We start from the raw sequence: 24150 nt of genomic DNA, 5'->3' as shown, positions 1-24150 counted from the left end.
CACGCTGGATATCCGGAACCGTGGTCACGGCCGGCCTGAAACGTTCCCAATCATCAGATTGTGGCCGTTCTGTAGCCTTTGCCCGCCTCAACTCCCGTTGACATAATTCGACCCCCCTCTTATCTGTCACGCACCCTCGCGTCCAGAACAGTTCAGGGCGTTTCATAGTATTTCGCGGAGAATCATCCGCATTGGCGACATAGAAGAAAGGACCATTCTTATGGTCAGTCTCGGCGGCCTCGCCCGCAAAATCTTTGGCTCCTCGAATGATCGCCGCGTGAAGGGCTACAAGGCCAAGGTCGATGCCATCAATGCGCTTGAGGCAGAAACGAAGGCACTTTCCGATGAAGCGCTGGCAGCCAAGACCGTCGAATTCCGCAGGCAACTGGCCGATGGCAAGACTCTCGACGACCTTCTGGTTCCGGCCTTTGCCGTTGTCCGTGAAGCCGCGCGCCGCACCCTTGGCCTGCGCCCCTTCGACGTTCAGCTGATCGGCGGCATGATCCTGCATGAGAAGTCGATTGCGGAAATGAAGACCGGTGAAGGCAAGACCCTGGTGGCGACGCTGCCGGTCTACCTTAATGCGCTCGCCGGCAAGGGCGTGCATGTCGTGACCGTCAACGACTATCTCGCCACGCGCGACTCGGCGACGATGAACCGGATTTATTCGTTCCTTGGCATGACCACGGGCGTCATCGTCCACGGCCTCACCGACGACCAGCGCCGTGCTGCCTATGCCTGCGATGTCACCTACGCGACCAACAACGAACTCGGCTTCGATTACCTGCGCGACAACATGAAGTACGAGCGCAACCAGATGGTTCAGCGCGGCCACTTCTTCGCGATCGTCGACGAAGTCGACTCGATCCTGGTCGATGAAGCACGCACGCCATTGATCATTTCCGGCCCGCTCGACGACCGCTCCGAACTCTACAACACGATCGACCGGTTCATTCCACTGCTGTCAGCCGAAGACTATGAAATCGACGAGAAACAGCGCTCGGCCAACTTCTCCGAAGATGGCACCGAGAAGCTCGAAAACCTGCTGCGCGAAGCGAACCTCCTGAAGGGCGAAACGCTCTATGACGTCGAGAACGTCGCGATCGTCCACCACGTCAACAACGCCCTGAAGGCCCACAAGCTTTTCCAGAAGGACAAGGACTACATTGTCCGCAACGACGAAATCGTCATCATCGACGAATTCACCGGCCGCATGATGCCGGGCCGCCGCTACTCGGAAGGCCAGCACCAGGCACTGGAAGCCAAGGAAAAGGTCACCATCCAGCCGGAAAACCAGACACTGGCTTCGGTCACCTTCCAGAACTATTTCCGCATGTATTCCAAGCTCGGCGGCATGACCGGCACGGCCTCGACGGAAGCCGAGGAGTTCGGAAACATCTATGGCCTCGAAGTCGTCGAAGTCCCGACAAATCTGCCGATCAAGCGTATCGACGAGGACGACGAGGTCTATCGAACGGCGGAAGAGAAATACAAGGCGATCATCGCCGAAATCAAGGATTCGCAGCAGCGCCAGCAGCCGGTGCTCGTCGGTACAACCTCGATCGAAAAGTCCGAACTTCTGGCAAAGATGCTCGCAGACGCCGGTTTCCAGAACTTCCAGGTCCTGAACGCCCGCTACCACGAGCAGGAAGCCTATATCGTCTCCCAGGCCGGCGTACCCGGTGCGGTGACCATCGCCACCAACATGGCCGGTCGCGGTACCGACATCCAGCTTGGCGGCAACCTTGAAATGCGCATCGAGCGCGAACTCGGCGAGATGGAACACGGCTCTGAACGCGACGAAAAGGAAGCCGCGATCAAGGCCGAGGTGCAGCGCTTGAAGGACATCGCGCTGGGTGCCGGCGGCCTCTATGTTCTCGCCACCGAACGTCACGAAAGCCGCCGCATCGACAACCAGTTGCGCGGCCGTTCCGGCCGTCAGGGTGACCCGGGCCGCTCGAAATTCTTCCTGTCGCTGCAGGACGACCTGATGCGCATCTTCGGCTCCGACCGGATGGATTCGATGCTGCAGAAGCTCGGCCTCAAGGAAGGCGAAGCGATCGTCCATCCCTGGATCAACAAGGCGCTGGAACGCGCACAGAAGAAGGTCGAAGCCCGTAACTTCGACACGCGCAAGAACCTTCTGAAATACGACGACGTTCTCAACGACCAGCGCAAGGTGATCTTCGAGCAGCGCATCGAGATGATGGATGCGACCGATATTTCCGAAACGGTTGCCGACATGCGCCACGAGGTCATCGAGGACATCGTTGCCAAGCGCATTCCCGAAAAGGCCTATGCGGAACAGTGGGATGCGGCGGGCCTCAAGGCCGACTCGCTGAACTCGCTCAACCTCGATCTGCCGATCGTCGAATGGGCGGCCGAAGAGGGCATCGACGAAAACGACATCCGCGAACGCATCACCGCCGAGGCCGACAAGGCGGCGGCCGACCGCGCCGAGCGCTTCGGCCCGGAGATCATGCTCTATGTCGAGCGCTCCGTCGTCCTGCAGACGCTCGATCATCTCTGGCGCGAGCATATCGTCAATCTCGACCATCTGCGCTCCGTCATCGGCTTCCGCGGCTATGCCCAGCGCGACCCGCTGCAGGAGTACAAGTCGGAAGCCTTCGAGCTGTTCCAGGCGCTGCTGGCAAACCTGCGCCAAGCCGTGACGGCGCAACTGATGCGCGTCGAACTCGTGCGCGAAGCGGCCGAAGCACCGCAGCCCGCACCGCCGCAGATGGTCGGGCATCACATCGATCCGGACACCGGCGAGGACGACTTTGCGGACAGCGTCAATCTCAACTTCGTCGAGCCGGAGAACCGCAATCCGCAGGATCCGTCGAGCTGGGGCAAGGTCTCCCGCAACGAAGCCTGCCCCTGCGGCTCGGGCAAGAAGTACAAGCATTGCCACGGCGCCTTCGAGGCGTAAGGCTGACGGAACTTGATTTTATAAGCGGTATCGTTTATTTCTGAAGTGGCAGACGGGATTGCCGTCCCGCCTGCCTTGAACTTATTTAGCGAAATTGATCCGGACGGCTATTGACCAGCCCGTCCGGGTTTTCCGCATCATAAGCGTGATGCTAAATGGCTTTTGCCACATAGAACACCTCCAGATTCGACAGCAAGGCCGTTGCCTCGGCCGGGGAGCCCGTCTTCCCGGTTGCGCGGGCTGGTTCCACGCACGCTGCTTCTGCCATCGAATGCAACCGACAATAGCAGATCGATAACCGTTGTCAGCAGCCTGGGAACGTGAATTTATTGCTGTAGGAATACCGCAAAAGTCGGATGATTTCGCATCCTGCACCCTTTGTTAACGCTGTTCTGGCAAGAGTTGCATTCTGTTTTGCGTAGCTTCGGGTATTCCATTGTTCATGGCAGCGTGTCACACGGCTGGACGCATCTTGCCGCCCGCATTGAGGGATCGGCTGTCGCCGCTGCTTGAAAAGCTCGGACCGATCCTCACCAGCAACGATCCGAAACATCTGGCGCAACGCATGGCGCTGGTCGCCTTCGCCATCCGTGTCGTCAGCGCCGCCATCGCCTTCGTGTCCCAGATCATACTCGCCCGCGTCATGGGCGAGTTCGAATATGGCATCTACGTTTTCGTCTGGGTGCTGGTGGTGCTGTTCGGCAACCTTTCCTGCCTCGGCTTCCACACCGCCATCATCCGCTTCCTGCCGCAATATCATGCCCGCGACGCAGTGCCGGAAATCCGGGGGCTGACAACGACGGTTCGCATCTTCGCCCTCGTCTCGGCGACCGGGCTGGCGCTGACGGGCATTGGCGGCCTGTGGCTGTTCGGCGACTTGATCGACAGCTATTACCTCGTCCCGCTTTATCTGGGCATATTCGCACTGCCGATGATTGCGCTCGGCGACGTCATGGATGGCACCTCGCGCGCCCATAGCTGGGCGGTTTCGGCGCTGAGCCCGACCTATATCATCCGGCCCGTCCTGATCCTCGGGTTCATGATGCTGGCGGTAGCGATCGGCGAGCCGCATACGGCCCGCACCGCGATGATCGCGGCGATGGCTGCGACATATCTCACCAGTGTCACCCAGTTCTTCATCCTGACCTGGCGCCTGCGCCGGCGTTACATCAAAGGTCCAAGCCGCATCGAATTCGGCACCTGGATCCGCGTCGCGCTGCCGATCTTCCTGATCGAGGGCTTCGGTTTCATGCTGACGAATTCCGACGTCGTGATCGTCGGCCTCTATCTCGATCCGCAAAGCGTGGCGATCTATTTCGCCGCCGCCAAGACCATGGCACTCGTGCATTTCGTGATGTTCTCGGTCAAGGCCGCCGCCGCTCCCCGCTTTTCCGCAGCCATGGCGGATCCCGATCGCCAGCAACTGGCCGTCATCGCGGTCGAAAGCGCCAAATGGTCGTTCTGGCCTTCGCTGGTGGTCGGCGCGATGGTGCTTGCCTGCGGCAATTTTCTCCTGTCGCTGTTCGGTCCGGCTTTTACATCCGGCTATCCGCTGATGGCGATCCTGTTTGCAGGCATCATGGCCAAGGCACTGGTCGGGCCGGCGGAAGCTTTCTTGACCATGGCCGGCCAGCAGAAGCTCTGCGTCGCGCTCTATGCCACCGCGCTCGTCGTCAACCTGGTGCTGAATGCCACGCTGATCCCGATGTTCGGGCTGACGGGAGCGGCCTTCGCCACGGCAGGCGCCATGGTCGTCGAGGCCATTCTCCTTCATGTCGCGGTCCGCCGCACCTTCGGCATCACGCTCTTCGCCTTCGCCGATCCGCATGCCAGAACCATCAAAGCAGAGGCTACCCACTCATGACCGGCAACCCGCATTTTCCCGACGACGCCAACAGCCGGTCGGCCCGCATCCTCGGCGGTCTGGCTCCGCCGGTGCCGGAACGCCCTGTCGCTGACAATACGGTCGCCATCGGTCGTCCCGGCCGCCAGCTTTGCCTCTATCCGGCGCGCCAGGGCTATGAACTGCAGTCCGAACTAGACTTCCTGTCGAACCGGGCGATGGAGCCGAACGTCTTCTTCACCGGCCGCTTCCTGGCACCGGCCATGCCGCGCCTTGAAGACCGCATCATCCGGCTCGCCCTGATCCGCGACAATGACGAGCGACGCAGCCGCATTCGGTTCCTGATGCCGTTCTCGATCGAAAAGCCCGGTTTCTCGATCGGCGCGCCGATCATGCGCGCCTGGTCCAATCCGTTCGGACCACTGGGTGTGCCCCTGCTGGATGCAGAGGATGCGGCACAAACCATCGACAATTTCTACGAAGCGCTCACCAATCCCTCGGTCGGCCTGCCCAGCGTTCTGGTCCTCCCCGATATCCGGCTGAAGGGCAAGTTCGCCCAACTCGCCCGCGCCGTCGCGATCGGCCGCAACCTGCCGCTGACCGTGACCGACACCTTTACCCGGCCGATGCTGGAAAGCCTGCAGGATGGGCAGACCTACCTGCGCCATGCCATTAGCCCGGCACATTTCCGCGAACTGCGCCGTCAATGGAACCTGCTGGGGACGCAGGGCTCCCTGTCTTACAACGTCGCCCGCCAGCCGGTTGACATCCGCACCCGCATGGAAGAGTTCCTGGCGCTGGAGGCCAGCGGCTGGAAAGGGCGCCAGCGCACCGCGATGGTGCTCGACCGCTACCGCGCCGCCTTCGCGCGAGAGGCGATCACCAATCTCGCTGAAGCCGATAGCGTCCGCATCCACACGCTCGACCTCGACGGCAAGGCGATCGCCTCGATGATCGTCTTCATGATGGCCGGCGAAGCCTATACTTGGAAGACCGCCTATAACGAGGATTATGCCAAGTATTCTCCAGGCAAGCTGCTGCTGGCGGAATTGACCGAGTGGCATCTCGACGACGCCAATATCGTCCGCTCCGACAGTTGCGCCGTGCCCGATCATCCGATCATGAGCCGCTTCTGGGAGCAACGCGAGGAGATGGGCACGCTGGTCATCGGCCTGCACCAGAACCGTGACCGCGACGTTCGCCAGGTGGCGGCCCAGTTGCATCTCTATCGCAACACCCGCAACATGGCGCGGCTGTTGCGCGAAAAGATCAGGTCGCTGGCGCCTCGCCTCGCGCGATAGCATCGGTCTCGGCCGTCGCCCTGTCGCGCAGGATGCGGCGGATAACCTTGCCCGAGGTCGTCAACGGCAGGCTGTCGAGGAATTCGATCTCGCGCGGATATTCGTGCATCGACAGGCGGGTCTTCACCCAGTTGCGGATATCGGCCTCGAGCGTCGGACCGCCTTCATGGCCGGGCTTCAGAACGACATAGGCCTTGACGATCTCGGTGCGCACCGGATCGGGCTTGCCGATCGCTGCCGCCAATTGCACCGCCGGATGGCCCGACAGACAGTCCTCGATCTCGTCGGGGCCAATGCGATAGCCCGACGACGTGATGACATCGTCATCACGCCCGAAGAAGGTGACGTAGCCCTCTTCATCCTGAACGCCCTGATCGCCGGTCGTCATCCAGTCGCCGATGAACTTTGCCGCTGTCGCCGCCTCGTTCTTCCAGTATCCGAGGAACATCACCGGGTCGGGCCGACGCACCGCCACCTGGCCCACGGTGCCGGCGGGAAGCACCCTCCCCTCGCCATCGATAATCGCGACCTCATGGCCCGGCGCCGGCTTGCCCATCGAACCCGGCTTCAGCACGCCGAGATTGGCGGCGGACGACAGGACGATATTACACTCCGTCTGGCCATAGAATTCGTTGACCGGAATGCCGAAGGCTTCGCTCGCCTGTTCCCAGGTCTCCCGGCCCAGCGCTTCACCGGCCGATCCAATGGTCCTGAGATTGAGCCGATACTGGGAACGCGGATTTTCGACCGATTTCATCAGCCGCAGCGCCGTTGGCGGGATGAAGGCGTTGCGCACATCCATCTCTGCCAGGATACGGAACGCCATATGCGGATCGAACTTCTGCCCCGGCGACGAGACGACGGGAACGCCGAGCAGCAGCGACGGCAAGAGCGCATTGAGAAGTCCGCCCGCCCAAGCCCAGTCGGCCGGCGTCCACATCCGGTCGCCCGGCTGCGGCAGGAAGGCATGATGAAACTGGAAACCGGGGATATGGCCGAGCAATACTCGGTGACCGTGCAGCGCGCCTTTCGGGGGACCCGTTGTACCGGATGTATAGATCATCATGGCCGGATCGTCCGGCGTGGTGTCGGCCGCGACGAATGTGTCCGCCGGCGTCCCTGCGAGCCTGTCGAAGGAGACGGTATCGGGCGCTTCGGCATCGGTCAGCACGACGCATTCCAGTTCCGGCAGACGATCGCGGATCTCCGCGATCTTCTCGTAACCGTAGCGATTGGTGACGATGGCGGCGGCACCAGCGTCCCGCAGCCGATATTCCAGCGCCTCGACCCCGAACAGCAGCGCCAGCGGCAGGGCGATGCCGCCGAGCTTGTAGATCGCGGCATGGGCGGTCGCCGTCTCGAAACTTTGCGGCAGCAGGATCGCCACCCGGTCTCCGGAAGCCACACCCTGATCCAGCAGCCCCTGCGCCAAGGAGGAGGAACGCGCGGCAAAGGCGCCATAGGTCAGCGACTGATGTTGGCCCGCCGGGTTGAAATGCTGCAGGCAGACCCTATCCGGATCGCGGCGCGCCCATGCATCGCTGATGGCGACCCCGATGTTAAATTTTTCCGGCACGACCCAGCGAAAATCGCGGCGGAGGTGTTCATAGGTATCGCTGATCGGAAGCATCGCCGCTCGCAAAAATTACGCTGCAACGCAATAACACTTCCGCCATGGAAACTTCAACACTGTGTTGGGGGCCTGCCGTCCATCAGGGAATCTGCAGTTACGAGGCAAAAGCCATTTCGCGGCAATTGCGGTCATTGAGCGCGCCAAGAAGTTCATCCTGTGTCTTGTAGCCTGCAAAAAAGAGATCGATCACGGCACCTGCGGCGCTGACGCCTTCCTGGCTGCGCAGCCGGATGCTTCTTTCTGCACACCAGGAAAACAAGGCGCCCGACAGGGCTTCGACATCATCGAATGCAGTGCAGGACGTAGCAGACTGGGACATGCTCAAGCTCCTTGTGTGCCGTTTGGGGATGAATTTGTTCCAGACTGATCACTGCGGCGATGATTTGCAATCGCGATGCGGATTGGCGGTTAATATCCCGCCGGCGCTGTCCTGAATTGATGCAATTTGGTTTTCGTCACACACGGAATTTCCTGAATAGGGCGATCCCTTGAAAAATATTCCGCGCAGTTTCTCGACCTTAACTGCCTGGCGATTGTGGCTGCGACTCAACGATCGGATTCCTGCCGCAAAGCCTCGATCAGCGAGCGGACTTTTCCAGTTGCATAGACAACGTCTTCACGCCGCATATGCACGGTGATCTCGACATCTTTCCATCCGGCGCCGTTTTCCCTTGCGTGGATCACGGCAGCCTTCAGCGAGCGCAGGACGACCGCCGGGCTATCTGCGACCCAAAACTGGACGGAGCATTCGGCATCCGCATAGCTGGTCAGCGCTTTGAGGGGGGCGAAGGCCATATAGCTTTTCTCCTGTGAGTTCGATCAGCGAACAGGGTTGTGAGCGAGAACCCATACTTTTCTTGGGTCAATATACGATAATTGTGACAATCAGGGAATTTCGCTGAATTTCTGTATAGTCAAGACGAACTGAACTGTGACAAACAACAATCGGCATCAGTCCGTATTTCAGGTATTCGCTATATGATCAGTTCCGCCTTCCGCGCAAAGATTTTCGACGTAGCCCTTCGCATCGCCGTTTTAGTGCCATTGATGCTGGTGATGATGTTCATCCCCTATGTGAACACCCCTACAATTCTCGTCATTTCGCTTCTTTTCTATATTTTTGTGCTCGATCTCGTCGGCTTCATCATAGTCAAATATGTCAGAAAATTCGTGAATAAGGTCGCCCTGCGCCTTGTTGGCGGAGCCAGTGGCAAATCACGCAAGCGCAGTGGCGCGGGCAGCACTGGCCTTTCGTCATGGCCAAGCGAAGGCGAGCTCCTGTCGCACATGATGAGCCATTGCGAATTCGTCCTTTATTTCGATTCTCCAAAGGGCACCGCCTATCAGGTGTTGATGTGGTTGCCTTTCCTGAGAATGCTCAATCGACCGTTTCAAATCCTGTGCCGCCAGCCGGGGACGGCTGCTGAATTGCGGGCGGCCGGTGTTCCCGTTTTCTATCTCAAATCGATCACTGAGCTGGATGCCGTCATCGGCTCCGCGCCGGTGAAAGCCGTGTTCTATGTCAACAACGCCATGCGCAACATGCATGTCGTGCGCTACAACAATTTCGTGCATATTCAGCTTCTGCATGGTGAGAGCGACAAGCCGTCGAGCTACAATCCCGTCAGCAAGATGTACGACTTCCTGTTCGTTTCGGGACAACTCGCGATTGACCGCTACCAGCGCAACGATGTCTTCATCGATCACCAAAAATTCCGGATCGTCAGCCGGCCACAGGTTTTCGAGATCGACGCGGATTTCCAGCGCGGAAACGAAATCAAGACCGTTTTCTATGCACTCACCTGGGGCGGCCTTTATGCAAACCAGGATCTGTCCTCGATCGAAAATGCGGAAGCCGTGGTCCAGGCTCTTATCGACAGAAACTATCGTGTCATCATGCGGCCGCATCCTTTGAGCTACGAACATGCGGCCCACAAGACGATTATCGCGCGGGTTGCCGACATGCTGACCGCCGCCAACGAAGCCTCGCAGGCCGGACACTGCATCTCCAATGATCGCCGCTTCGACATGCAGTATCCTTCGGCGAACGACTGCATCAATGCCGCCGACTTCATGATTGCCGACGTCACCAGCATCATCGGCGACTGGCTTTATTCCAAGAAACCGTTCGCTGTTATCGACCCGCATTCCGACAAGGAGGAGTTCGACAAGAACAATCCTCTCGCTGGCGGCGCCTACTACATCGATCGCGAACTCACGACGCTGGATGCCGTGCTGACCGACGTCGCCACGGTGGACAGCCTCTACGAGACGCGGTTGCAATCGCGCCAATACGCTCTCGGTGTTGGCGAGAATGAATCTCCGGTTGACCGGTTCCTTACCGAAGCCCGTGACGTATTGGAGAATTTCGACAAGATCGAGCATGAACGCCAGCTTGCAAACCGGCGGAGCGAACGGGCCGCGTAAGTCGCCGCTTGTGCGGCTCAAGAATGAGCCGGCGGCGGTTCAGTCTCGTACACCGATCAGGCTCCACCCGCCCTTCGCCTCGATTAGAAGCCGCGCGGGCTTTTCGAGAAAATGCCGTTGAGCAGGGAGGCAAGGCGGTAGCCGGCCTGCTTTAACCGGCGTTCGACGATGGGCCAGTTTTTCTTGTTATAGCTTTCCGGCAAGATGATCCTGCCGTCGGCGCTATCCCTCTCATACCCGGCAAGGGTCGGAAAGATCACATCGCGGGCGATATCGCGCCCCTCCAGTGCCCAGTCGGTCGGTGAGCCGGACAGATCGACAGGAAAGGGTGAGGCCTCCACTTCTTGCGCCAACGATGCGGTGCGCAGGTTCTGTGCCTGAATAATCTCGGTATCCCAAACCCTGTGCAGCTTCTGCACCTTGCCGCCGATCTCCATCATTTCCTGGCCGTTGTCGGCGCTGGCGTGCAGCGGCTGGTGCAGGTCTCCGATGAAATGGATGAGATATTTCAGCGCCGCCACCTGTGCCGCCGGCGGCAGGTCCCGCGCGCGCAGCACCGCGATATCCGCATCGATGGCGGCAAGCACGCAACGGTTTCCCTTGCAACTGACAGCGGGATCATAGCCATCATGGTTCAATGGCAGTTTGACCTCATGGGACGGCTGGCGCGGGATCGGCAGCTTGCGGACGTCATCCGCCCAAAGCGCCACCGATGCCATCGATGTCTTGCCCTCGGCTGCAAGGATGGACATGACGGCGGCTTTTGCTTCCGGCGTCAGATGTGCCTGCGCGATCACCGCCACCACCTTGTGCCCTTCCCGCCCCCAGGCGCATGCATCGCCATGCGTTGCGAGGAGGAGCAGTGCGGACAGAACAAGCTTTAGCATCGGAGAACTCCGCGAGCGCGCAAGGATTTGCTCACCATATTCGCAAATGTTTGAAAATTGCTTTGTCCAAATTGGGGGTGAATGGCCCCGTGCCGGATAATATCTGCTGCGCACACAAGAATTGGCGCGAATTGCCTGTTCTTGCAAATAAAGCGGGTGATAAAAATTTGAGCACTCCCGCAGATTGACACCTGCCGTTCGCCGGACGAAGGTAAAGCTGGTCGTGCCGAACGGTTGAGGGAGAGATCGATGTCAGGTTACGCATTTTTCAAAACCATCTTGATCGTTTCAGCCATTGCATTGCCCCGCACCGCAGCCGCCCAGAGTGGCGAAAAGCCGGCAGCAGCTCCCTCCGTCACCGTCACCACCGTCATCGAAAAGGACATAAGGCCGACGATTTCCTTCACCGGCCGCATCGAGGCCGTGGACAAAGTCGAACTGCGTGCCCGCGTCGATGGCTTCCTGGAAAAGCGGCTGTTTACCGAGGGCCAGGATGTGAAGGCGGGTGACCTGCTCTTCGTCATGGAAAAGGGGCAGTACGAAGCGGCCGTCGTTCAGGCCGAGGGAGCGATCCAGTCGGCTGAGGCCGGGCTGGCGCTGGCCAATATCGAAGTCGAGCGGCAGACGGCGCTGGTCGCGAAGAACGCTTCACCGCAGAACCAGCTGGATCTTGCCACCGCAAAGCAGAGCGAGGCGAAAGGCAGCTTGGCGCAGCTGAACGCGACGCTCGACAAGGCCAAGCTCGATCTCAGCTATACCGAAATTCACGCGCCGATCGCCGGCCGCATCGGCCGCTCTGCCTATTCAGTCGGTAATTTCATCGGCCCTTCAAGCAACGTGCTTGCAACCATCGTCAGCCAGGATCCGATCTATGCGACCTTCTCGGTGTCGCAACGTGAAATCCTGGCGATCCGCGAGAAGCTCGGCAGCAAGGGTTCGATGGGCGACAATGTCAACGCCGCACTTGTGCATGTCGAGCTTGCCGACGGCACGCGCTATGCCGAGACCGGCAAGGTCAACTTCGTCGACGTGACCGTCGATCAGGGTACCGACACCGTGCCGGTCCGCGCCAGCTTTCCCAATCCGCACCGGCTGCTGATCGATGGCCAGCTCGTCAACGTCATCGTGGAAGGCGGCACGGCTGAAAAATCCCTGGTCGTGCCGCAGGCGGCAATCCAGATCGACCAGTCCGGGCCGTTCGCGCTCGTCGTCACCAGCGACAACAAGATCGAGGTTCGGCGGATCCAGCCGGGACAGGTCCAGGGCAGCGACCTTTCGGTGACCAAGGGGCTTTCCGCCGGCGACAGGATCGTGACCGAAGGCATCCAGCGGGTTCGGCCCGGGCAGGTCGTCGATCCCGTCGAAGCCAAGTCGGGGTCCTGAGCCATGCTGTCCGGTATCTTCATCGATCGGCCGCGGCTCGCGGTCGTCATCTCGCTCGTCATCAGCATTGCCGGCTTTGTCGCGCTGAGCGTCATTCCGATCGCCCAGTTTCCCGACATCGTGCCGCCACAGGTCTCGGTAACGGTCAGCTATCCCGGCGCCAGCGCCGAAACCGTCCAGCAATCAGTGGCGCAACCGATCGAATCCCGCGTCGTCGGCGTCGACAACATGATCTACATGAAATCGACCAGCGGCAATGACGGCAGCTATACGTTGACCGTCAGCTTCGCCGTCGGCACGGATCCCGACATCAACGCCGTCAACGTCCAAAACCGCGTCAATCTGGCCGAGGCGCAGCTGCCGCAGGAAGCGCGGGCGCAGGGAATCAGCGTCAAGAAGAAATCCTCGGCGCTGATGCAGATCATTGCGCTGACCTCGAAGGACGGAAAGCAGGACCAGCTCTTCCTGTCGAACTATGCGACGATCAACGTCCTTGATGGCCTGAAGCGCATCACCGGCGTCGGCGACGTCACGCTGCTGACGCCCTCCGACTACAGCATGCGCATCTGGGTGACACCGGAAAAGCTGACCAGTTTCGGCATGACGCCGAGCGATATCGTTAGCGCACTGCAGAAGCAGAACGTCCAGGCCGCGATCGGCCGCATCGGCGCCCAGCCGGCTTTGCCGGACCAGCAATTCCAGCTGACCATTCAGACGAAAGGCCGCCTGACGAGTGTCGAGGAATTCGGAAGCATCGTGCTGCGAGCGCAGCCGGATGGCTCTTTCGTGCGGATCCGCGATGTGGCGCGTGTCGAGCTGACCTCCAAATCGGCCGAACAGATCGGCCGGCAGGACGGCACGCCGGCCGCCGTCATCGGCATCTACCAGTCGCCCGGCGGCAATGCGATCGCCACCGCCGAGGCGATCGACGCACTCCTCGAAAAGCTCAAGCCGTCCTTCCCCGATGGGGTCGAATACAAGGTGACATACGACACCACCGAGTTCGTCAACGAGAGCATCCACGAAGTCATCAAGACGCTGATCGAAGCCTTCATCCTCGTCGTCATCGTCGTCTATCTCTTCCTCGGCAGTGTGCGCGCCACGCTCATTCCGCTGATCGCCGTGCCGGTCTCGCTGATCGGCACCTTCGCGGTGATGATGGCGCTCGGTTTTTCGGCCAACACCGTGTCGCTGCTCGCACTCGTGCTGGCGATCGGCATCGTCGTCGACGATGCCATCGTCGTCGTCGAGGCGGTCGAGGCACAGTTGGAAAAGGACCCGAGCATGTCGCCGGCCGAGGCCGCGCGGCGGGCCATGGGCGAGATCACCGCGCCGATCATCGCGATCACGCTGGTGCTTCTCTCCGTGTTCATTCCGGTCGCCTTCATTCCCGGCATTTCCGGCGAGCTCTTCCGGCAGTTCGCGGTGGCCGTTTCCGTTTCCATGGTGATTTCCGCCATCAACGCCCTGTCGCTCTCGCCCGCGCTCTGCTCGGTGCTCCTGAAAGCACACCATGGCCCGAGGCGCGGCCCCATCCGCTATGTCCTGCAGGGGATCGACTATGCCCGCGATGGTTATGCGTCGCTGGTCAGGCGCTTCGTGCGCTTCGCATTTCTCGGACTCGTCCTCCTGGTCGGGCTTGGAGCCGCCACCGGCTGGCTGATGAAGGTGACACCGACCGGCTTCCTGCCGTCGGAGGACCAGGGCGCCATCTTCGGCGAGATCGTGCTGCCGGACGGCGCCTCGGTGAACCGAACGAATGACGTCGCCAAGCGGGTCGAGGACATGGTTCGCAAGACGGAAGGCGTCGACGGCGTCATGTCGGTCGTCGGTTACAGCCTGCTCGACGGCCAGGTGAAATCGAATTCGGGCCTCCTGGTCATCACCTTGAAACCGTTTGCCGACCGCCCGACGGTTGAACTGTCGGTCAACAGCCTGATCGCCAAGCTTACCGCCGAACTGCAGGCGCAGGTTCGCGATGCCAATGTCATCGTCTACAACCTGCCGCCGATCATCGGGCTCGGCACCGGCAGCGGCTTCGAATACCAGCTTCTGAGCCTGACCGGCGGCGGCGCGGCCGACATTGCCCAGGCGGCCCGCGGTCTTGTCTTCGCGGCCAACCAGGACCCGGCGCTTGCCCGTGTCTTTACCACCTACGCCGCCAACACGCCGCAGCTCTATCTCGATATCGACCGCGAGAAGGTACAGACGCTCGGCATCGAGGTTTCCGATGTGTTCAACGTGCTGCAATCGGTTCTCGGCAGCGCCTATGCCAACGATTTCAACCTGTTTGGCCGCACCTGGCAGGTGACCGTGCAGGGCGAGGCCTCCGAGCGCTCGAAGATCGAGGATATCTACCGGATCAATGTCCGCAACAACAAGGGACAGATGGTGCCGATCCGGGCCTTTGCCCAGGCGCGTCTGATCCTCGGGCCCCAGATGATCGTGCGCTACAACAACTATGCCAGCGCCACGATCAACGGCGGCCCCGCGCCGGGCCGCAGTTCCGGCGAGGCCATCGCGGCAATGGAAGGCGTCTCCACCAAAACCCTCCCGGCCGGCTACAGCTATGAATGGACGGGGACCGCGCTACAGGAAATCGAGGCGAGCGGCAAGACCACGATGATCCTGGGACTTGCCGTCCTGTTCGCCTATCTCTTCCTGGTCGGTCTCTATGAAAGCTGGACTATCCCGGTTGCTGTCCTGCTCTCGGTCACCGCCGCGATTACCGGCTCGATATTGGCGCTGAAGCTCGCGGGGCTCGACAACAATATCTATGCACAGGTCGGCCTTGTCGTGCTGATCGCGCTCGCGGCGAAGAACGGTATTCTGATCGTCGAATTCGCGATGGAGCGCCGCAAGCAGGGGCTGAGCATCTCGGAAGCGGCGGTGGAAGGCGCACGCGAGCGCTTTCGCGCCGTCATGATGACCAGCTTCGCCTTCATCGCCGGCCTCATACCGCTGGTGATCGCCGAAGGTGCCGGCATGCTCAGCCGCCGCGGCGTCGGCACCGCCGTCTTCGGCGGCATGCTCGGTTCGGCGCTGGTCGGCATCTTCCTGATCCCGATGCTCTACGTGAACTTCCAGTGGCTGCGGGAAAAGGTGAAGTCGATCGGCAGGAAAAGGGAGGAGCAACCGACGGAGTGAGGCGGCCGATGAGAAAGTAAGTTGGTGCCCCGTGCCGGGCTGCAGAAAATGATTAATTTCATATGGTTATGAAAATTCTGGACGATTGACCGACCCTAGAAATCATTAAGTTTTCCGTCAATGTGTCCAGCCGCTTTTCGCGGCTTTCCGAGAATATGTTAGCTTTATCTTGGAGAGTTTTTTATGAACCAGTTCGTATCGCCTCCGCTTGCCCCAATGCTGGAAAACGTTTTCCAACTCCCTCCTGCCATCACATTTGACCAAGCTGCCGCCAGCTACGTCGAACACGGCGGAGATAATCGATATCTGCCCCGCATCGTCGAATATTTCCAAGGCCGCGCGCTGGCGACGATCTTTCCTTTCGATATCTATCAAATGGCAGAGAAGCTTTACCCGACCGTCTCGAACGCGACGCGCAACCGCCAGGCACTGACGCCAGCACGATCCGTTCTTATCCACGGCTACGAACGAGGCTGGTGCAATCGAATCCTATTGCGGCGCTTCAAGGAAGAACCGAAGAAACGGAAGATCCCGGCCGCGCCGGTCTGGCTGCATGCCTTTGCTCGCCAAGCTGAGAAAGACGGACTGATGCACGTCGCGGCGATCGTGTTGTTCATGGCACACACCGGCGCCAGGGTGAGCGAGGCTGTGGCGCTGGAATGGCCGCAGGTGGATCTGGCAAACAGGACAGCTTTGCTGCTCAAGACAAAAACGAGCACCAACTCGTCGCGGTCATTAACCGACGAACTGGTGTTACGTCTCCACGAACTGCGGGCCGAAAATCATTGGAGCCCGCGTGTCTTTCGCTACCGATGCCGGCATTCGGTGAATGAGAGGATCCGCGATGTCTGCAAGCGCGCCGGCATCAGCTATAAATCAAGCCATGCATGCGGCCGGCATTCATTCGCCACCAACTCGAGCGAAAACGGGATCGACGTAAAGACCGCCATGCAGGCTGGCGGGTGGCGCAGCGTCGAAATCTTCCTCGGCACCTATGTCACGCCGAAGCAGAATTCAGGCCGGATCGTCGCTGACAGGTTCAACGCCTACCAGTATGACGCCGACCTTTAGCGACACCCATTGACTCCCTCCAGAATGAGAACATATTAAGAACAGAAATAGGAGGCCATCATGGCTATCGCTGAAAAATTCATTGTCCTGCCGTTCAAAAAAGTCCGGGGTGGGATCGCGCCAGGCGAGATGCGCCAGGCATCGAGCGCCGCCAGCGCGGAGAAGATCGCAACAGCCATGGCGCCCCGCCATTCGGGCGTTGCGGCCTATTCGGTCCAGGTTGACACTGAAAGCGGGGACATGACGTCGCCCCGCATTCTCATTCAGTTCGGCGAAATCGCTGACATCGCCGCTTAAAACAGCGGCACGTCACCACCATGCATCAGGATACGCAACGTGCCCATTCGCGCGAACGCACAGATTATTGCCGAGCTTCGGGAGGCCATCGAGAAGATCGACGGCTCATCCCGGCGATCGCGCAAAGCTTTGGCGTTTGGCGTCCCTGAGATTGACAACCGATTGCCCAATGGCGGGCTGGCCTACAGCGCCATCCATGAAATCGCCGGCGGCGGCGAGGATGTCGTGCATGGTGCCATCTCCGCTCTCTTCACCGCTGGCATAGCGGCCAGGACACAAGGACCGATCTTGTGGTGCCTGACCAGAACTGACCTGTTCATGCCCGGCCTGGCGCAAGTCGGGCTCAAACCCGGCCGTGTAATCTTCGTCGAGTGCAAAGACGAAACAGCGATTGCGGAATCGTTCGAGGAGGTGCTGCGCTTCGGAGGGACTGGCGCAGCCGTCGCCGAGCTGGTGCGCCTACCGATGGACATGTCCCGCCGCTTCCAGCTGGCAGCCGAGAAAACAGGATCAATGGGTTTGATTATCCGCCGATGGCGTCGGCAGTCGCAGGCAACCGATTACGGAAACCCTACGGCGGCCGCCACCAGGTGGCGCGTTAGCGCTATGCCGTCGGAACCGCTGCCCGTGCAGGGCGTCGGCCGGGCGCGGTGGTTGCTCGAGCTAATGCGACAGCGCGCCGGTGAGAGCTTCGACGTCGAGGTCAACGCCTGCGACGGTCGCGGGCACATGAGCGCCGTTCACAATGATTGGTATGGAAGGAGATACGATGAGCGACGAACTCAGGGCCGCACGCACGGATGACCAACTGGTCTACGACCGGACGTGCGTCCATCCTGGCTGCGGAAAGTGGGGAATGGTCGGGCTCGATCGCGGCCGGTCCGGGTCGAACTACTGGTGCAAAGAACACCTGCCGGATGACTACTGGTCTCCAACGATCCGCCCCGCCGAACTGGTCAACGGGGCGGCTCAGGTCGCGCCGCATTCACGCGGACTTTGAACCACACTTGCCGGAACAAATCTAGATTGCTGAGGTTGTGGCGGAAATCGAAGGCCGCCCTAGCTTATTAGCATGACCCGAATTACAGCCCCGCGCATCACGTTTGATCATGCCGACCGGTTCCTATCCTGTCAGGAGGCCATTGACGCGGCGGCCTGCGACATGATCGCGGCGGCCGTGCGTGCAGGCTGGACAGAGCAAGAGGCGATCGCTGCATTGGCCGAGGTCGCCGACAACCGGATGCTTGGCTGCCTCGCCAATCACGAGACCGAGGATCGCATCGCCGCCGCCAAGCTGGTGCGCTGACCATGGCGCTCTATGCTTGGACGATCCGAGTGCCAAGCCGCGTGCCGATCGAGCGTGTGACTGACATCGAGGAACTACACGGCGTCATGCGCGTCCTGGATCTGCCCGGCCTGCGGAACCCTGCTGACATCACGGCCGACGCCGATGGCATCGTGCCGGACACCGGCAAGTTTCGGCATGTTGATGTTGAGGATGGGTTCGACTGGTCGGTGGCGTGGGTGAAGGTCGTTTGAGTAACCGAAGGAATTAAAAAAGGCCCGAGATTTCGGGCCTTTTTTAATTCCTCCGAAGATCGATGTTTCTATCGATCCGATTCTTCACAATCGAATTTGGTTGGTCCGAGCGTGAAAGAGTTGCGGAAATCCGCAATTGCGCCGTCGTAAACGCCACGGCTTTCTTTTGCTACCGTCTCGAGACGGCTCAGGACTTCGCTCTTGCGAGGAACTTGTGAATCCGTTTTCTTCTCGATGGTGGGTTGCATTTTTATCCCCAACTTTAGATGGTAATATGAGTCTATTCTCACCTAACAACTTTAACAAAAGCAGAACGCAATGACCACAGAAACGTTCCAATATCCTGAGAAATCGCTACCTGAAATAATTATCGGTCTGGTTTCGCCTGTGGGAACCAACTTGGTGCCGACCATCGAGGCGCTGAAAATTGAATTCGAAAACAAAGGATTTGAGTTTCATCATATAAAACTTTCCGCCCTTTTCCCTTCGATCGCGAACGACATCAGTTATGATGGGCTCGATGTCACCACAAAATACCACCGAGTTGACACATACATCAAATTCGGAAATTTCATTCGAGATAACATCGGTCCGAAAAGTTTAGCAGTATTCGCGGTCTCTGAAATCGCCACGTCCCGAAAAGCGGCCGACAAGAATGCCAAAGGAATCGTATATGTTGTTGACCAGCTGAAAACCGAACACGAGCTGGATCTCCTTAACGAAATTTACGGCGTTCGCTTCCTTCAAATTTCCGTTTACTCAGCTCGTGACGTTCGCGTCGACAACTTGGCGAAGACGATTGCTCACGACAACAACAAGCGCGACGGGAACCGTTTTCGCGACCAAGCTGAAGCACTCGTGGTTCGAGATGAGGATGAATTGGGAGAGCCAAATGGACAAAAAGTCGGAAAGATTTTTCAGTTCGCCGACGTCGTAATCAATGACGACAGGTCTGACGACGGCGCCAAGGTGTCGAACCAAGTTTGCAGATTTGTTGAGCTACTGTTCGGGAACAATGGCTACTCACCAAATCACTTGGAGTATGGAATGTTTCTTGCGCATTCTGCCGCGCTGCGGAGCCTTGACTTGTCGAGACAGGTCGGGGCTGCAATCTTTCGAAAGACCGGCGAGATTGCTGCCCTCGGCTCAAATGAGGTTCCGAAAGCGGGCGGCGGCACTTACTGGGCTGACGATCATTTCGATGCCAGGGAATACACTCTCAACTTCGACAGCAACGATGTGCGGAAAAAGGAACTGCTGGATGAGGTAGTGGGAATTTTGCTGCCCGATGCAAAGTCATTATCGACAGAGCAAGAGAAACTACTTGAAAAATCTCAATTTATGGATGCGCTCGAATATGGCCGCATCGTTCATGCCGAGATGTCAGCGTTAAGCGACGCGGCTAGATTAGGGATTAGTGTTCAAGATGGCACAATTTACTGTACAACATTCCCATGCCACATGTGCTCGAAACACATCGTAGCAAGCGGGTTGTCGAAAGTTGTGTTTCTGGAGCCATATCCCAAAAGCTTAACATCCGACCTTCATTCAGATTCTGTAAAAATCGAAGGCACGTCAAGGGGCAGCTACACCCGCTTCCCTTCAGTCGACTTCACCCCATTTTTTGGAATCACGCCTCGACGATATCGAGAATTTTTTACTCGCACGAAGAGGAAATCGGGATCTCAATATCAGCACTATAAGAGGGGTGCCCCCGAGCTAATGATTCCTGCCACAGGACCATTCTACGCCACCAGAGAAGGAAAGACCGTGGAGGTTTTATCGGAGCAAATTGCTTTGTTCCAAGAGAGACGCCAGAAAAGCGTTGCCACAGATCCAGAGACAGCATCCGGCGAAACGCCGTGAGCGCTACCGCCTACGATCTTGGGGCGGGTGTCGAGCCGTGCGGGAGGCGAAAGCTCTTGCCGACCAGCATACGGCTGTGGTTGCATGGAGCCGAGACGCCGACCCGTTGGCCGGGAGTATGGACCGTCGGAAATCCTGTTTCAGAGCGGCCCGGTGCCGGAGATGGAGTAGATATGCAGAAGTTCACAGTGACCACGGAAACCTTTGTCACGGCCGTCGACGAGGCGGAAGCCGCAAGAAAGGCTCTCGCAGAGATATGGGGAAGCCCCGCCTTAAAATATGCTGTTGTAGGCGCAGACGGCCATTCTCACTACATCTACCTAAGTAAGGAAGAGGTTGTCGAGGCTGTTAAAAAGTTCTGGTGACGGCAATACCCCCTAATTTAGGGTTTGGGAGGCTCGCTTGGAGAAAAACGAAAAGGATTGGTCCGGTCGCCATGTGCGTCTGAGGTTTGAGCTATTCATCACGTCGCTCCTAATCTCAACTTTTGTATTCTATCACACTGAACTGAAGCCTTCCGCACTACTGCCAATCGATCTAAGCCATATCCCGCAGAACATAGTGCTAGCCGTACTTTATGCTTTTTTCATTTACACTTTGATCCATTTCTGGATTCGGACGGAAACCGAGCGGCTCGGCATCTCGCAAGAGACCGCAGAGATAAACGGCGCCTTGCAAAACATCATCTCGGCAAAGCAGAATTTCGATACCAGCCTAGGCCCGCTGGATCCTGCTTCAGTGCTTGATTTCCTTCAAATACTCGACGGGAAAATTTCCACCCTATCCGAGAGTTTTGCCGCAGAATCCGCCGCGATGTCGAAGTACAAGCGCCTTTACGACCGGCTGGAAGGGGCACGAGCCGCCCCCGACGAAGCCAACACCACGGGGATGGACGAGAGCGGGAAACGGAGGGAAAACATTGAAGAACTGACCATTGATGTCCTCCAAACCGAAGGCAAACTCGCTTCTGCTCGGAGCCGCGAAGATAGAGCCGCGGAGGAACATTTGCGCGCGCTCCGGATCCACCTCAAAGAAATGACCGAGGTAATGCACACAGGCGCTGCGCAGGCTGTCCAAAACGCAAACAAGCAGCTGAAAATGGATGTTCACGTGCTGAATACAATTCGCCGCAACTTTTTGCTGGCGAGAAACTCGTTCACCTGGGAACGGATGTGGGCTTCTTGTTATCTCCCAGCCGGCATCAGCACGGTCTTGGTGGTGTGTTCTTTGACTAAATTGGGATACGAAGCTTGGCTAGTACGGTAAGTGTGCCGCCGCCTTTTGTTTGAGCCCCACAGAAGATAACCGAGCGCTTTGGGAATAGACTTCCTGCACACGCTCTTAGGTCACCGGCCGCTGCCCGATCAGGCAACGAGCGTAGTCGTCACCGAGATCCTTGGGAAGCTCTACAGCCGGAGACAGAAGGACGCAGATGAAATGACTGACGAGCTATCACAGGCAATAGCGTACCATGCTGATCGAGCAGCCGCAGGACGCTTGTACGCCATGATTCCGCAAGAGCTCGCCATCGCACTGCAGGCAGAGTTTCCTGAATGGACGATTCAAGAAGTCGCTGCTCGGCTGAGGCATGCATGGCGTGAGCGCAATCTCCAATTTAGCACCCTTCTGCGCCCAATGGGTTGGGATCAGTCGGTCGAATAAACGGCCCACAGAAGATCTGAGGGCGGCGACTGTTAGATAATCTAGCGGACGAGTAGCGGCTCACGGCAAGGCTTCGGTACGGCCGAGGTGGGAGTGCACTAGGCCTCCCTACTTGACAAGCGCTATCGTCCCGGCGCTGGGACCGATCCCAAGCGGCACTGGTACGGGAGACCCCGCATAGCCGGTGTTAAGGACCAAGTTTGCACCGGCGGTCACTTCTACCTGATCTGCGACGATGGCTGTCCAGGCAGACGCCGCGCCGACGTTTGCGTTACAGTCGGTCGTTAAAGGAGTAGGATCTTCCAAATCAGGGTCGCACGTACCATCTCCGTCCTTATCGCCGCCAATGGTCAGCTTATCGTTGGGCAGATAGACTGTTCCGACAAGCTTCTGGGCGTTCTCGCTTTCAAACTTGAATTCGCGAGAAGCTGAGGAAGGTTGGCCGTAAAAAAGCACGCCGGCCATTGGACCTGACGTCGGAGCGGTGAGAGAGATTATCGAATCGTTTTTCAACTCGATAATTGACTTATCCCCGACGAAAACTAACCCCGCTCCCGCGCCCGTAAGTTTTGAACCACTGTCAAGGCGAACCTTGCCATCCTTAAATACATAGATTCCAGGTGCCATGGTCACATCCGAATTCTTTGTGATTTTCAGACCCTTACAGTAAGTTCCCGGCGTGATCGTCTTCTTTTCGCCGGAAATCTTCACGCCCCGGAAATTGCAGACCGACGGCTCAATCAAATTATCGATTAGTTGCGCGCGACCCACGAGGGGATCGCTGATAGTCGGGCAGTCCGTAAGCGGGATCGGTGCAAAATTATTGAGCTTGCCAGCATACCCTCCCGCAGTGCAGGTCAGCTTTGACTTCAACAACGCGGTGTTGCTCGCAACGATAGCCTTCGGATCGACGGAGTTCGAATATGCTGAACACTCGGTCGCATTCACACGGCCAGATCCCTTCAGGTTAAACGTACCATTTCCTGTAGGTGCGGTAACAATCAGACAGATGATGCCCTCGCCGCTGGCCTTCGCCCTTGCTCGAACGAGAATTTGCGGGCTGTGCTTGAAGTAGCCAAGCACGAAATATGAATAGTGATCTTGTGCAATTGCCACATCAACTATCCTATCAACTTCGCTCACCTCGACGGTCGGGGTCAGTACCGACGAGGCGAACTGGCTGGATGCGTTAGCGGCAATATATTCTAAAGCCACCCCCTTTGCGTTTTCTGAGTTCCACCCTTTCAAACTCGCTTCTTTTGTCGCAGCCAGTGCCGCTGTGTCGGCAGCTTGTTGCAGATCAGTACGATGAATCTGGTATATAAGGAGATCGATAATGCCTCCAGAGAGACCGAGGATTGCCGGAAACAGGAGAGCGGTAATCAAGGCAAAGTGCCCCGAGGTAGAACCTATGAAGCGGCGCAGTTCTGACAGAATTTTGCAGGAACCCAGCTTCACAGAAATGTCCGATCGCACGTTGATTGGAGGCTTAGCAACCCATCGACCGTACGCATCAACTCCAAAAAAAACGTAACCGTTTGGCCCAAAGATTTGTCGACTCCAAACGATTATGGGGTGGTGGGTTGGCGGCAGCATTAGGAGCGCCAGCGTAAGCGTGATAAAGCTGGGTTGTTCAACGGTATCGCATATTCAAGGCCACTGCTTTTAAGACGATATTTTTTGACGTTTGCCCCGGTCTGCTGCTGACCGACAGACCGGGGCATTTTCGGTGGTTGGGAGCGGGGTTACGCCGCCTGCAAAATTTCCGGGTGAATTTTCGCCAATCCACCTTGAAACCGGTCGAGCCGCACCGATATCAGAAACATCCCAAAATCGTGAAAAGGAGGAATGCAATGATTGCCGACCTGTATTTTTCCGTGCCGCTTAAAGTGGCGTTCCCGAATGGCCTCACGCGCACGTTCGAGAGCTTGAACGACACCCTCGATTTTCTCGAGAACGAATGGCCGCTCCGACATGGTGAGCGCTATCGGCGTGCTTGCGAGAAATGCCGTGCCGCCCTTGCGAGGCGAACGCCCGTTGCGATCGCACGTGAGGCTTTCGTGGCCGCGTGCCTGGAGGCTGGTTTGCCTGTTGAGGCTGTTGCCCCTGCTTGGCAGCGCTCCGGATCCAGCTCATCGGGCCGCATGACCGCATAGCCGTAA

22 protein-coding genes are annotated in these 24150 nt (G+C 58.5%); 16 read left to right on the top strand and 6 right to left on the bottom strand.

What is annotated here, in order from left to right; genetic code table 11:
* The first annotated feature begins 220 nt into the window (after nucleotides 1-220).
* The 3 genes from secA (at nucleotide 221) to ACST81_RS06935 (ending at nucleotide 6076) form a co-directional block, all read left to right on the top strand.
* The gene (gene secA, locus ACST81_RS06945) at nucleotides 221-2932 is read left to right on the top strand and encodes a preprotein translocase subunit SecA (RefSeq protein ID WP_438752100.1); all 2712 of its coding nucleotides are present in this window, start codon (nucleotides 221-223) and stop codon (nucleotides 2930-2932) included.
* A gap of 442 nt (nucleotides 2933-3374) precedes the next feature.
* The gene (locus ACST81_RS06940; protein WP_438752099.1) at nucleotides 3375-4796 is read left to right on the top strand and encodes a lipopolysaccharide biosynthesis protein; all 1422 of its coding nucleotides are present in this window, start codon (nucleotides 3375-3377) and stop codon (nucleotides 4794-4796) included.
* Entirely contained in the window at nucleotides 4793-6076 is a 1284-nt protein-coding gene (locus ACST81_RS06935) for a GNAT family N-acetyltransferase (RefSeq protein WP_438752098.1), read from the top strand. Before ACST81_RS06940 ends, ACST81_RS06935 begins: the two co-directional genes overlap by 4 nt.
* Here the strand turns inward: ACST81_RS06935 and ACST81_RS06930 are convergent.
* From ACST81_RS06930 to ACST81_RS06920, 3 genes are all read right to left on the bottom strand, one after another.
* A complete protein-coding gene (locus ACST81_RS06930) occupies nucleotides 6045-7706 on the bottom strand; it encodes an AMP-binding protein (protein WP_438752097.1) in 1662 nt (553 codons plus the stop codon). The genes ACST81_RS06935 and ACST81_RS06930 overlap by 32 nt on opposite strands.
* Before the next feature lie 97 nt (nucleotides 7707-7803).
* Nucleotides 7804-8028 (bottom strand): hypothetical protein, encoded by a 225-nt coding sequence (locus ACST81_RS06925; RefSeq protein WP_438752096.1) that lies wholly within the window; start codon nucleotides 8026-8028, stop codon nucleotides 7804-7806.
* A 227-nt stretch (nucleotides 8029-8255) separates the two neighbouring features.
* Nucleotides 8256-8504 carry a hypothetical protein gene (locus ACST81_RS06920; RefSeq protein ID WP_438752095.1) on the bottom strand — a complete coding sequence of 83 codons (249 nt, stop codon included), beginning with the start codon at nucleotides 8502-8504 and terminating at the stop codon, nucleotides 8256-8258.
* Between the two features lie 183 nt (nucleotides 8505-8687).
* On the opposite strand from ACST81_RS06920, the gene ACST81_RS06915 reads away from it, so the two are divergent.
* Nucleotides 8688-10136, top strand: a complete 1449-nt coding sequence (locus ACST81_RS06915) for a CDP-glycerol glycerophosphotransferase family protein (protein WP_438752094.1) — start codon at nucleotides 8688-8690, stop codon at nucleotides 10134-10136.
* A gap of 83 nt (nucleotides 10137-10219) precedes the next feature.
* Here ACST81_RS06915 and ACST81_RS06910 read toward each other — a convergent pair whose 3' ends face one another.
* Complete coding sequence (locus tag ACST81_RS06910; RefSeq protein WP_438752093.1) at nucleotides 10220-11023, bottom strand: S1/P1 nuclease; 804 nt, start codon at nucleotides 11021-11023, stop codon at nucleotides 10220-10222.
* A 249-nt stretch (nucleotides 11024-11272) separates the two neighbouring features.
* On the opposite strand from ACST81_RS06910, the gene ACST81_RS06905 reads away from it, so the two are divergent.
* The 8 genes from ACST81_RS06905 (at nucleotide 11273) to ACST81_RS06870 (ending at nucleotide 18460) form a co-directional block, all read left to right on the top strand.
* Nucleotides 11273-12406 carry an efflux RND transporter periplasmic adaptor subunit gene (locus ACST81_RS06905; RefSeq protein ID WP_438752092.1) on the top strand — a complete coding sequence of 378 codons (1134 nt, stop codon included), beginning with the start codon at nucleotides 11273-11275 and terminating at the stop codon, nucleotides 12404-12406.
* 3 nt (nucleotides 12407-12409) lie between these two features.
* Nucleotides 12410-15553: an efflux RND transporter permease subunit gene (locus tag ACST81_RS06900; RefSeq protein ID WP_438752091.1), complete on the top strand. Its 3144-nt coding sequence runs from the start codon at nucleotides 12410-12412 to the stop codon at nucleotides 15551-15553.
* 183 nt (nucleotides 15554-15736) lie between these two features.
* Nucleotides 15737-16624, top strand: coding sequence for a tyrosine-type recombinase/integrase (locus ACST81_RS06895; RefSeq protein WP_438752090.1), 888 nt, complete (start codon nucleotides 15737-15739; stop codon nucleotides 16622-16624).
* A gap of 60 nt (nucleotides 16625-16684) precedes the next feature.
* Nucleotides 16685-16921, top strand: a complete 237-nt coding sequence (locus tag ACST81_RS06890) for a hypothetical protein (RefSeq protein ID WP_438752089.1) — start codon at nucleotides 16685-16687, stop codon at nucleotides 16919-16921.
* 39 nt (nucleotides 16922-16960) lie between these two features.
* Entirely contained in the window at nucleotides 16961-17725 is a 765-nt protein-coding gene (locus ACST81_RS06885; protein ID WP_438752088.1) for an ImuA family protein, read from the top strand.
* Nucleotides 17691-17921, top strand: coding sequence for a hypothetical protein (locus ACST81_RS06880; RefSeq protein ID WP_438752087.1), 231 nt, complete (start codon nucleotides 17691-17693; stop codon nucleotides 17919-17921). Before ACST81_RS06885 ends, ACST81_RS06880 begins: the two co-directional genes overlap by 35 nt.
* Nucleotides 17922-17993: 72 nt before the next feature.
* Nucleotides 17994-18227 carry a hypothetical protein gene (locus ACST81_RS06875; RefSeq protein ID WP_438752086.1) on the top strand — a complete coding sequence of 78 codons (234 nt, stop codon included), beginning with the start codon at nucleotides 17994-17996 and terminating at the stop codon, nucleotides 18225-18227.
* A 2-nt stretch (nucleotides 18228-18229) separates the two neighbouring features.
* Nucleotides 18230-18460 carry a hypothetical protein gene (locus ACST81_RS06870; protein WP_438752085.1) on the top strand — a complete coding sequence of 77 codons (231 nt, stop codon included), beginning with the start codon at nucleotides 18230-18232 and terminating at the stop codon, nucleotides 18458-18460.
* 68 nt (nucleotides 18461-18528) lie between these two features.
* Here ACST81_RS06870 and ACST81_RS06865 read toward each other — a convergent pair whose 3' ends face one another.
* Nucleotides 18529-18708 (bottom strand): hypothetical protein, encoded by a 180-nt coding sequence (locus ACST81_RS06865; RefSeq protein WP_438752084.1) that lies wholly within the window; start codon nucleotides 18706-18708, stop codon nucleotides 18529-18531.
* A 70-nt stretch (nucleotides 18709-18778) separates the two neighbouring features.
* On the opposite strand from ACST81_RS06865, the gene ACST81_RS06860 reads away from it, so the two are divergent.
* From ACST81_RS06860 to ACST81_RS06850, 3 genes are all read left to right on the top strand, one after another.
* A complete protein-coding gene (locus ACST81_RS06860; RefSeq protein ID WP_438752083.1) occupies nucleotides 18779-20326 on the top strand; it encodes an anti-phage dCTP deaminase in 1548 nt (515 codons plus the stop codon).
* 173 nt (nucleotides 20327-20499) lie between these two features.
* Nucleotides 20500-20691 carry a hypothetical protein gene (locus ACST81_RS06855; RefSeq protein WP_438752082.1) on the top strand — a complete coding sequence of 64 codons (192 nt, stop codon included), beginning with the start codon at nucleotides 20500-20502 and terminating at the stop codon, nucleotides 20689-20691.
* A gap of 37 nt (nucleotides 20692-20728) precedes the next feature.
* Nucleotides 20729-21592, top strand: a complete 864-nt coding sequence (locus ACST81_RS06850; protein ID WP_438752081.1) for a hypothetical protein — start codon at nucleotides 20729-20731, stop codon at nucleotides 21590-21592.
* Between the two features lie 504 nt (nucleotides 21593-22096).
* On the opposite strand, the gene ACST81_RS06845 is transcribed toward ACST81_RS06850, so the two are convergent.
* A complete protein-coding gene (locus tag ACST81_RS06845; protein ID WP_438752080.1) occupies nucleotides 22097-23446 on the bottom strand; it encodes a TadE/TadG family type IV pilus assembly protein in 1350 nt (449 codons plus the stop codon).
* A 395-nt stretch (nucleotides 23447-23841) separates the two neighbouring features.
* On the opposite strand from ACST81_RS06845, the gene ACST81_RS06840 reads away from it, so the two are divergent.
* A complete protein-coding gene (locus ACST81_RS06840; RefSeq protein WP_438748436.1) occupies nucleotides 23842-24144 on the top strand; it encodes a DUF982 domain-containing protein in 303 nt (100 codons plus the stop codon).
* Nucleotides 24145-24150 lie beyond the last annotated feature (6 nt).

Origin of the sequence: Pararhizobium sp. O133 (assembly GCF_051669845.1) — a bacterium.
GTDB lineage: Bacteria > Pseudomonadota > Alphaproteobacteria > Rhizobiales > Rhizobiaceae > Pararhizobium.
This window is presented reverse-complemented; position numbering and strand designations above follow the sequence as displayed.

Bases quoted from the DNA above. Each gene is read 5' to 3' on its own strand.
- secA (WP_438752100.1), top strand. From the start codon at position 221: ATGGTCAGTCTCGGCGGCCTCGCCCGCAAAATCTTTGGCTCCTCGAAT.
- ACST81_RS06940 (WP_438752099.1), top strand. From the start codon at position 3,375: ATGGCAGCGTGTCACACGGCTGGACGCATCTTGCCGCCCGCATTGAGG.
- ACST81_RS06935 (WP_438752098.1), top strand. From the start codon at position 4,793: ATGACCGGCAACCCGCATTTTCCCGACGACGCCAACAGCCGGTCGGCC.
- ACST81_RS06930 (WP_438752097.1), bottom strand. From the start codon at position 7,706: ATGCTTCCGATCAGCGATACCTATGAACACCTCCGCCGCGATTTTCGC.
- ACST81_RS06925 (WP_438752096.1), bottom strand. From the start codon at position 8,028: ATGTCCCAGTCTGCTACGTCCTGCACTGCATTCGATGATGTCGAAGCC.
- ACST81_RS06920 (WP_438752095.1), bottom strand. From the start codon at position 8,504: ATGGCCTTCGCCCCCCTCAAAGCGCTGACCAGCTATGCGGATGCCGAA.
- ACST81_RS06915 (WP_438752094.1), top strand. From the start codon at position 8,688: ATGATCAGTTCCGCCTTCCGCGCAAAGATTTTCGACGTAGCCCTTCGC.
- ACST81_RS06910 (WP_438752093.1), bottom strand. From the start codon at position 11,023: ATGCTAAAGCTTGTTCTGTCCGCACTGCTCCTCCTCGCAACGCATGGC.
- ACST81_RS06905 (WP_438752092.1), top strand. From the start codon at position 11,273: ATGTCAGGTTACGCATTTTTCAAAACCATCTTGATCGTTTCAGCCATT.
- ACST81_RS06900 (WP_438752091.1), top strand. From the start codon at position 12,410: ATGCTGTCCGGTATCTTCATCGATCGGCCGCGGCTCGCGGTCGTCATC.
- ACST81_RS06895 (WP_438752090.1), top strand. From the start codon at position 15,737: ATGAACCAGTTCGTATCGCCTCCGCTTGCCCCAATGCTGGAAAACGTT.
- ACST81_RS06890 (WP_438752089.1), top strand. From the start codon at position 16,685: ATGGCTATCGCTGAAAAATTCATTGTCCTGCCGTTCAAAAAAGTCCGG.
- ACST81_RS06880 (WP_438752087.1), top strand. From the start codon at position 17,691: ATGAGCGACGAACTCAGGGCCGCACGCACGGATGACCAACTGGTCTAC.
- ACST81_RS06875 (WP_438752086.1), top strand. From the start codon at position 17,994: ATGACCCGAATTACAGCCCCGCGCATCACGTTTGATCATGCCGACCGG.
- ACST81_RS06870 (WP_438752085.1), top strand. From the start codon at position 18,230: ATGGCGCTCTATGCTTGGACGATCCGAGTGCCAAGCCGCGTGCCGATC.
- ACST81_RS06865 (WP_438752084.1), bottom strand. From the start codon at position 18,708: ATGCAACCCACCATCGAGAAGAAAACGGATTCACAAGTTCCTCGCAAG.
- ACST81_RS06860 (WP_438752083.1), top strand. From the start codon at position 18,779: ATGACCACAGAAACGTTCCAATATCCTGAGAAATCGCTACCTGAAATA.
- ACST81_RS06855 (WP_438752082.1), top strand. From the start codon at position 20,500: ATGCAGAAGTTCACAGTGACCACGGAAACCTTTGTCACGGCCGTCGAC.
- ACST81_RS06840 (WP_438748436.1), top strand. From the start codon at position 23,842: ATGATTGCCGACCTGTATTTTTCCGTGCCGCTTAAAGTGGCGTTCCCG.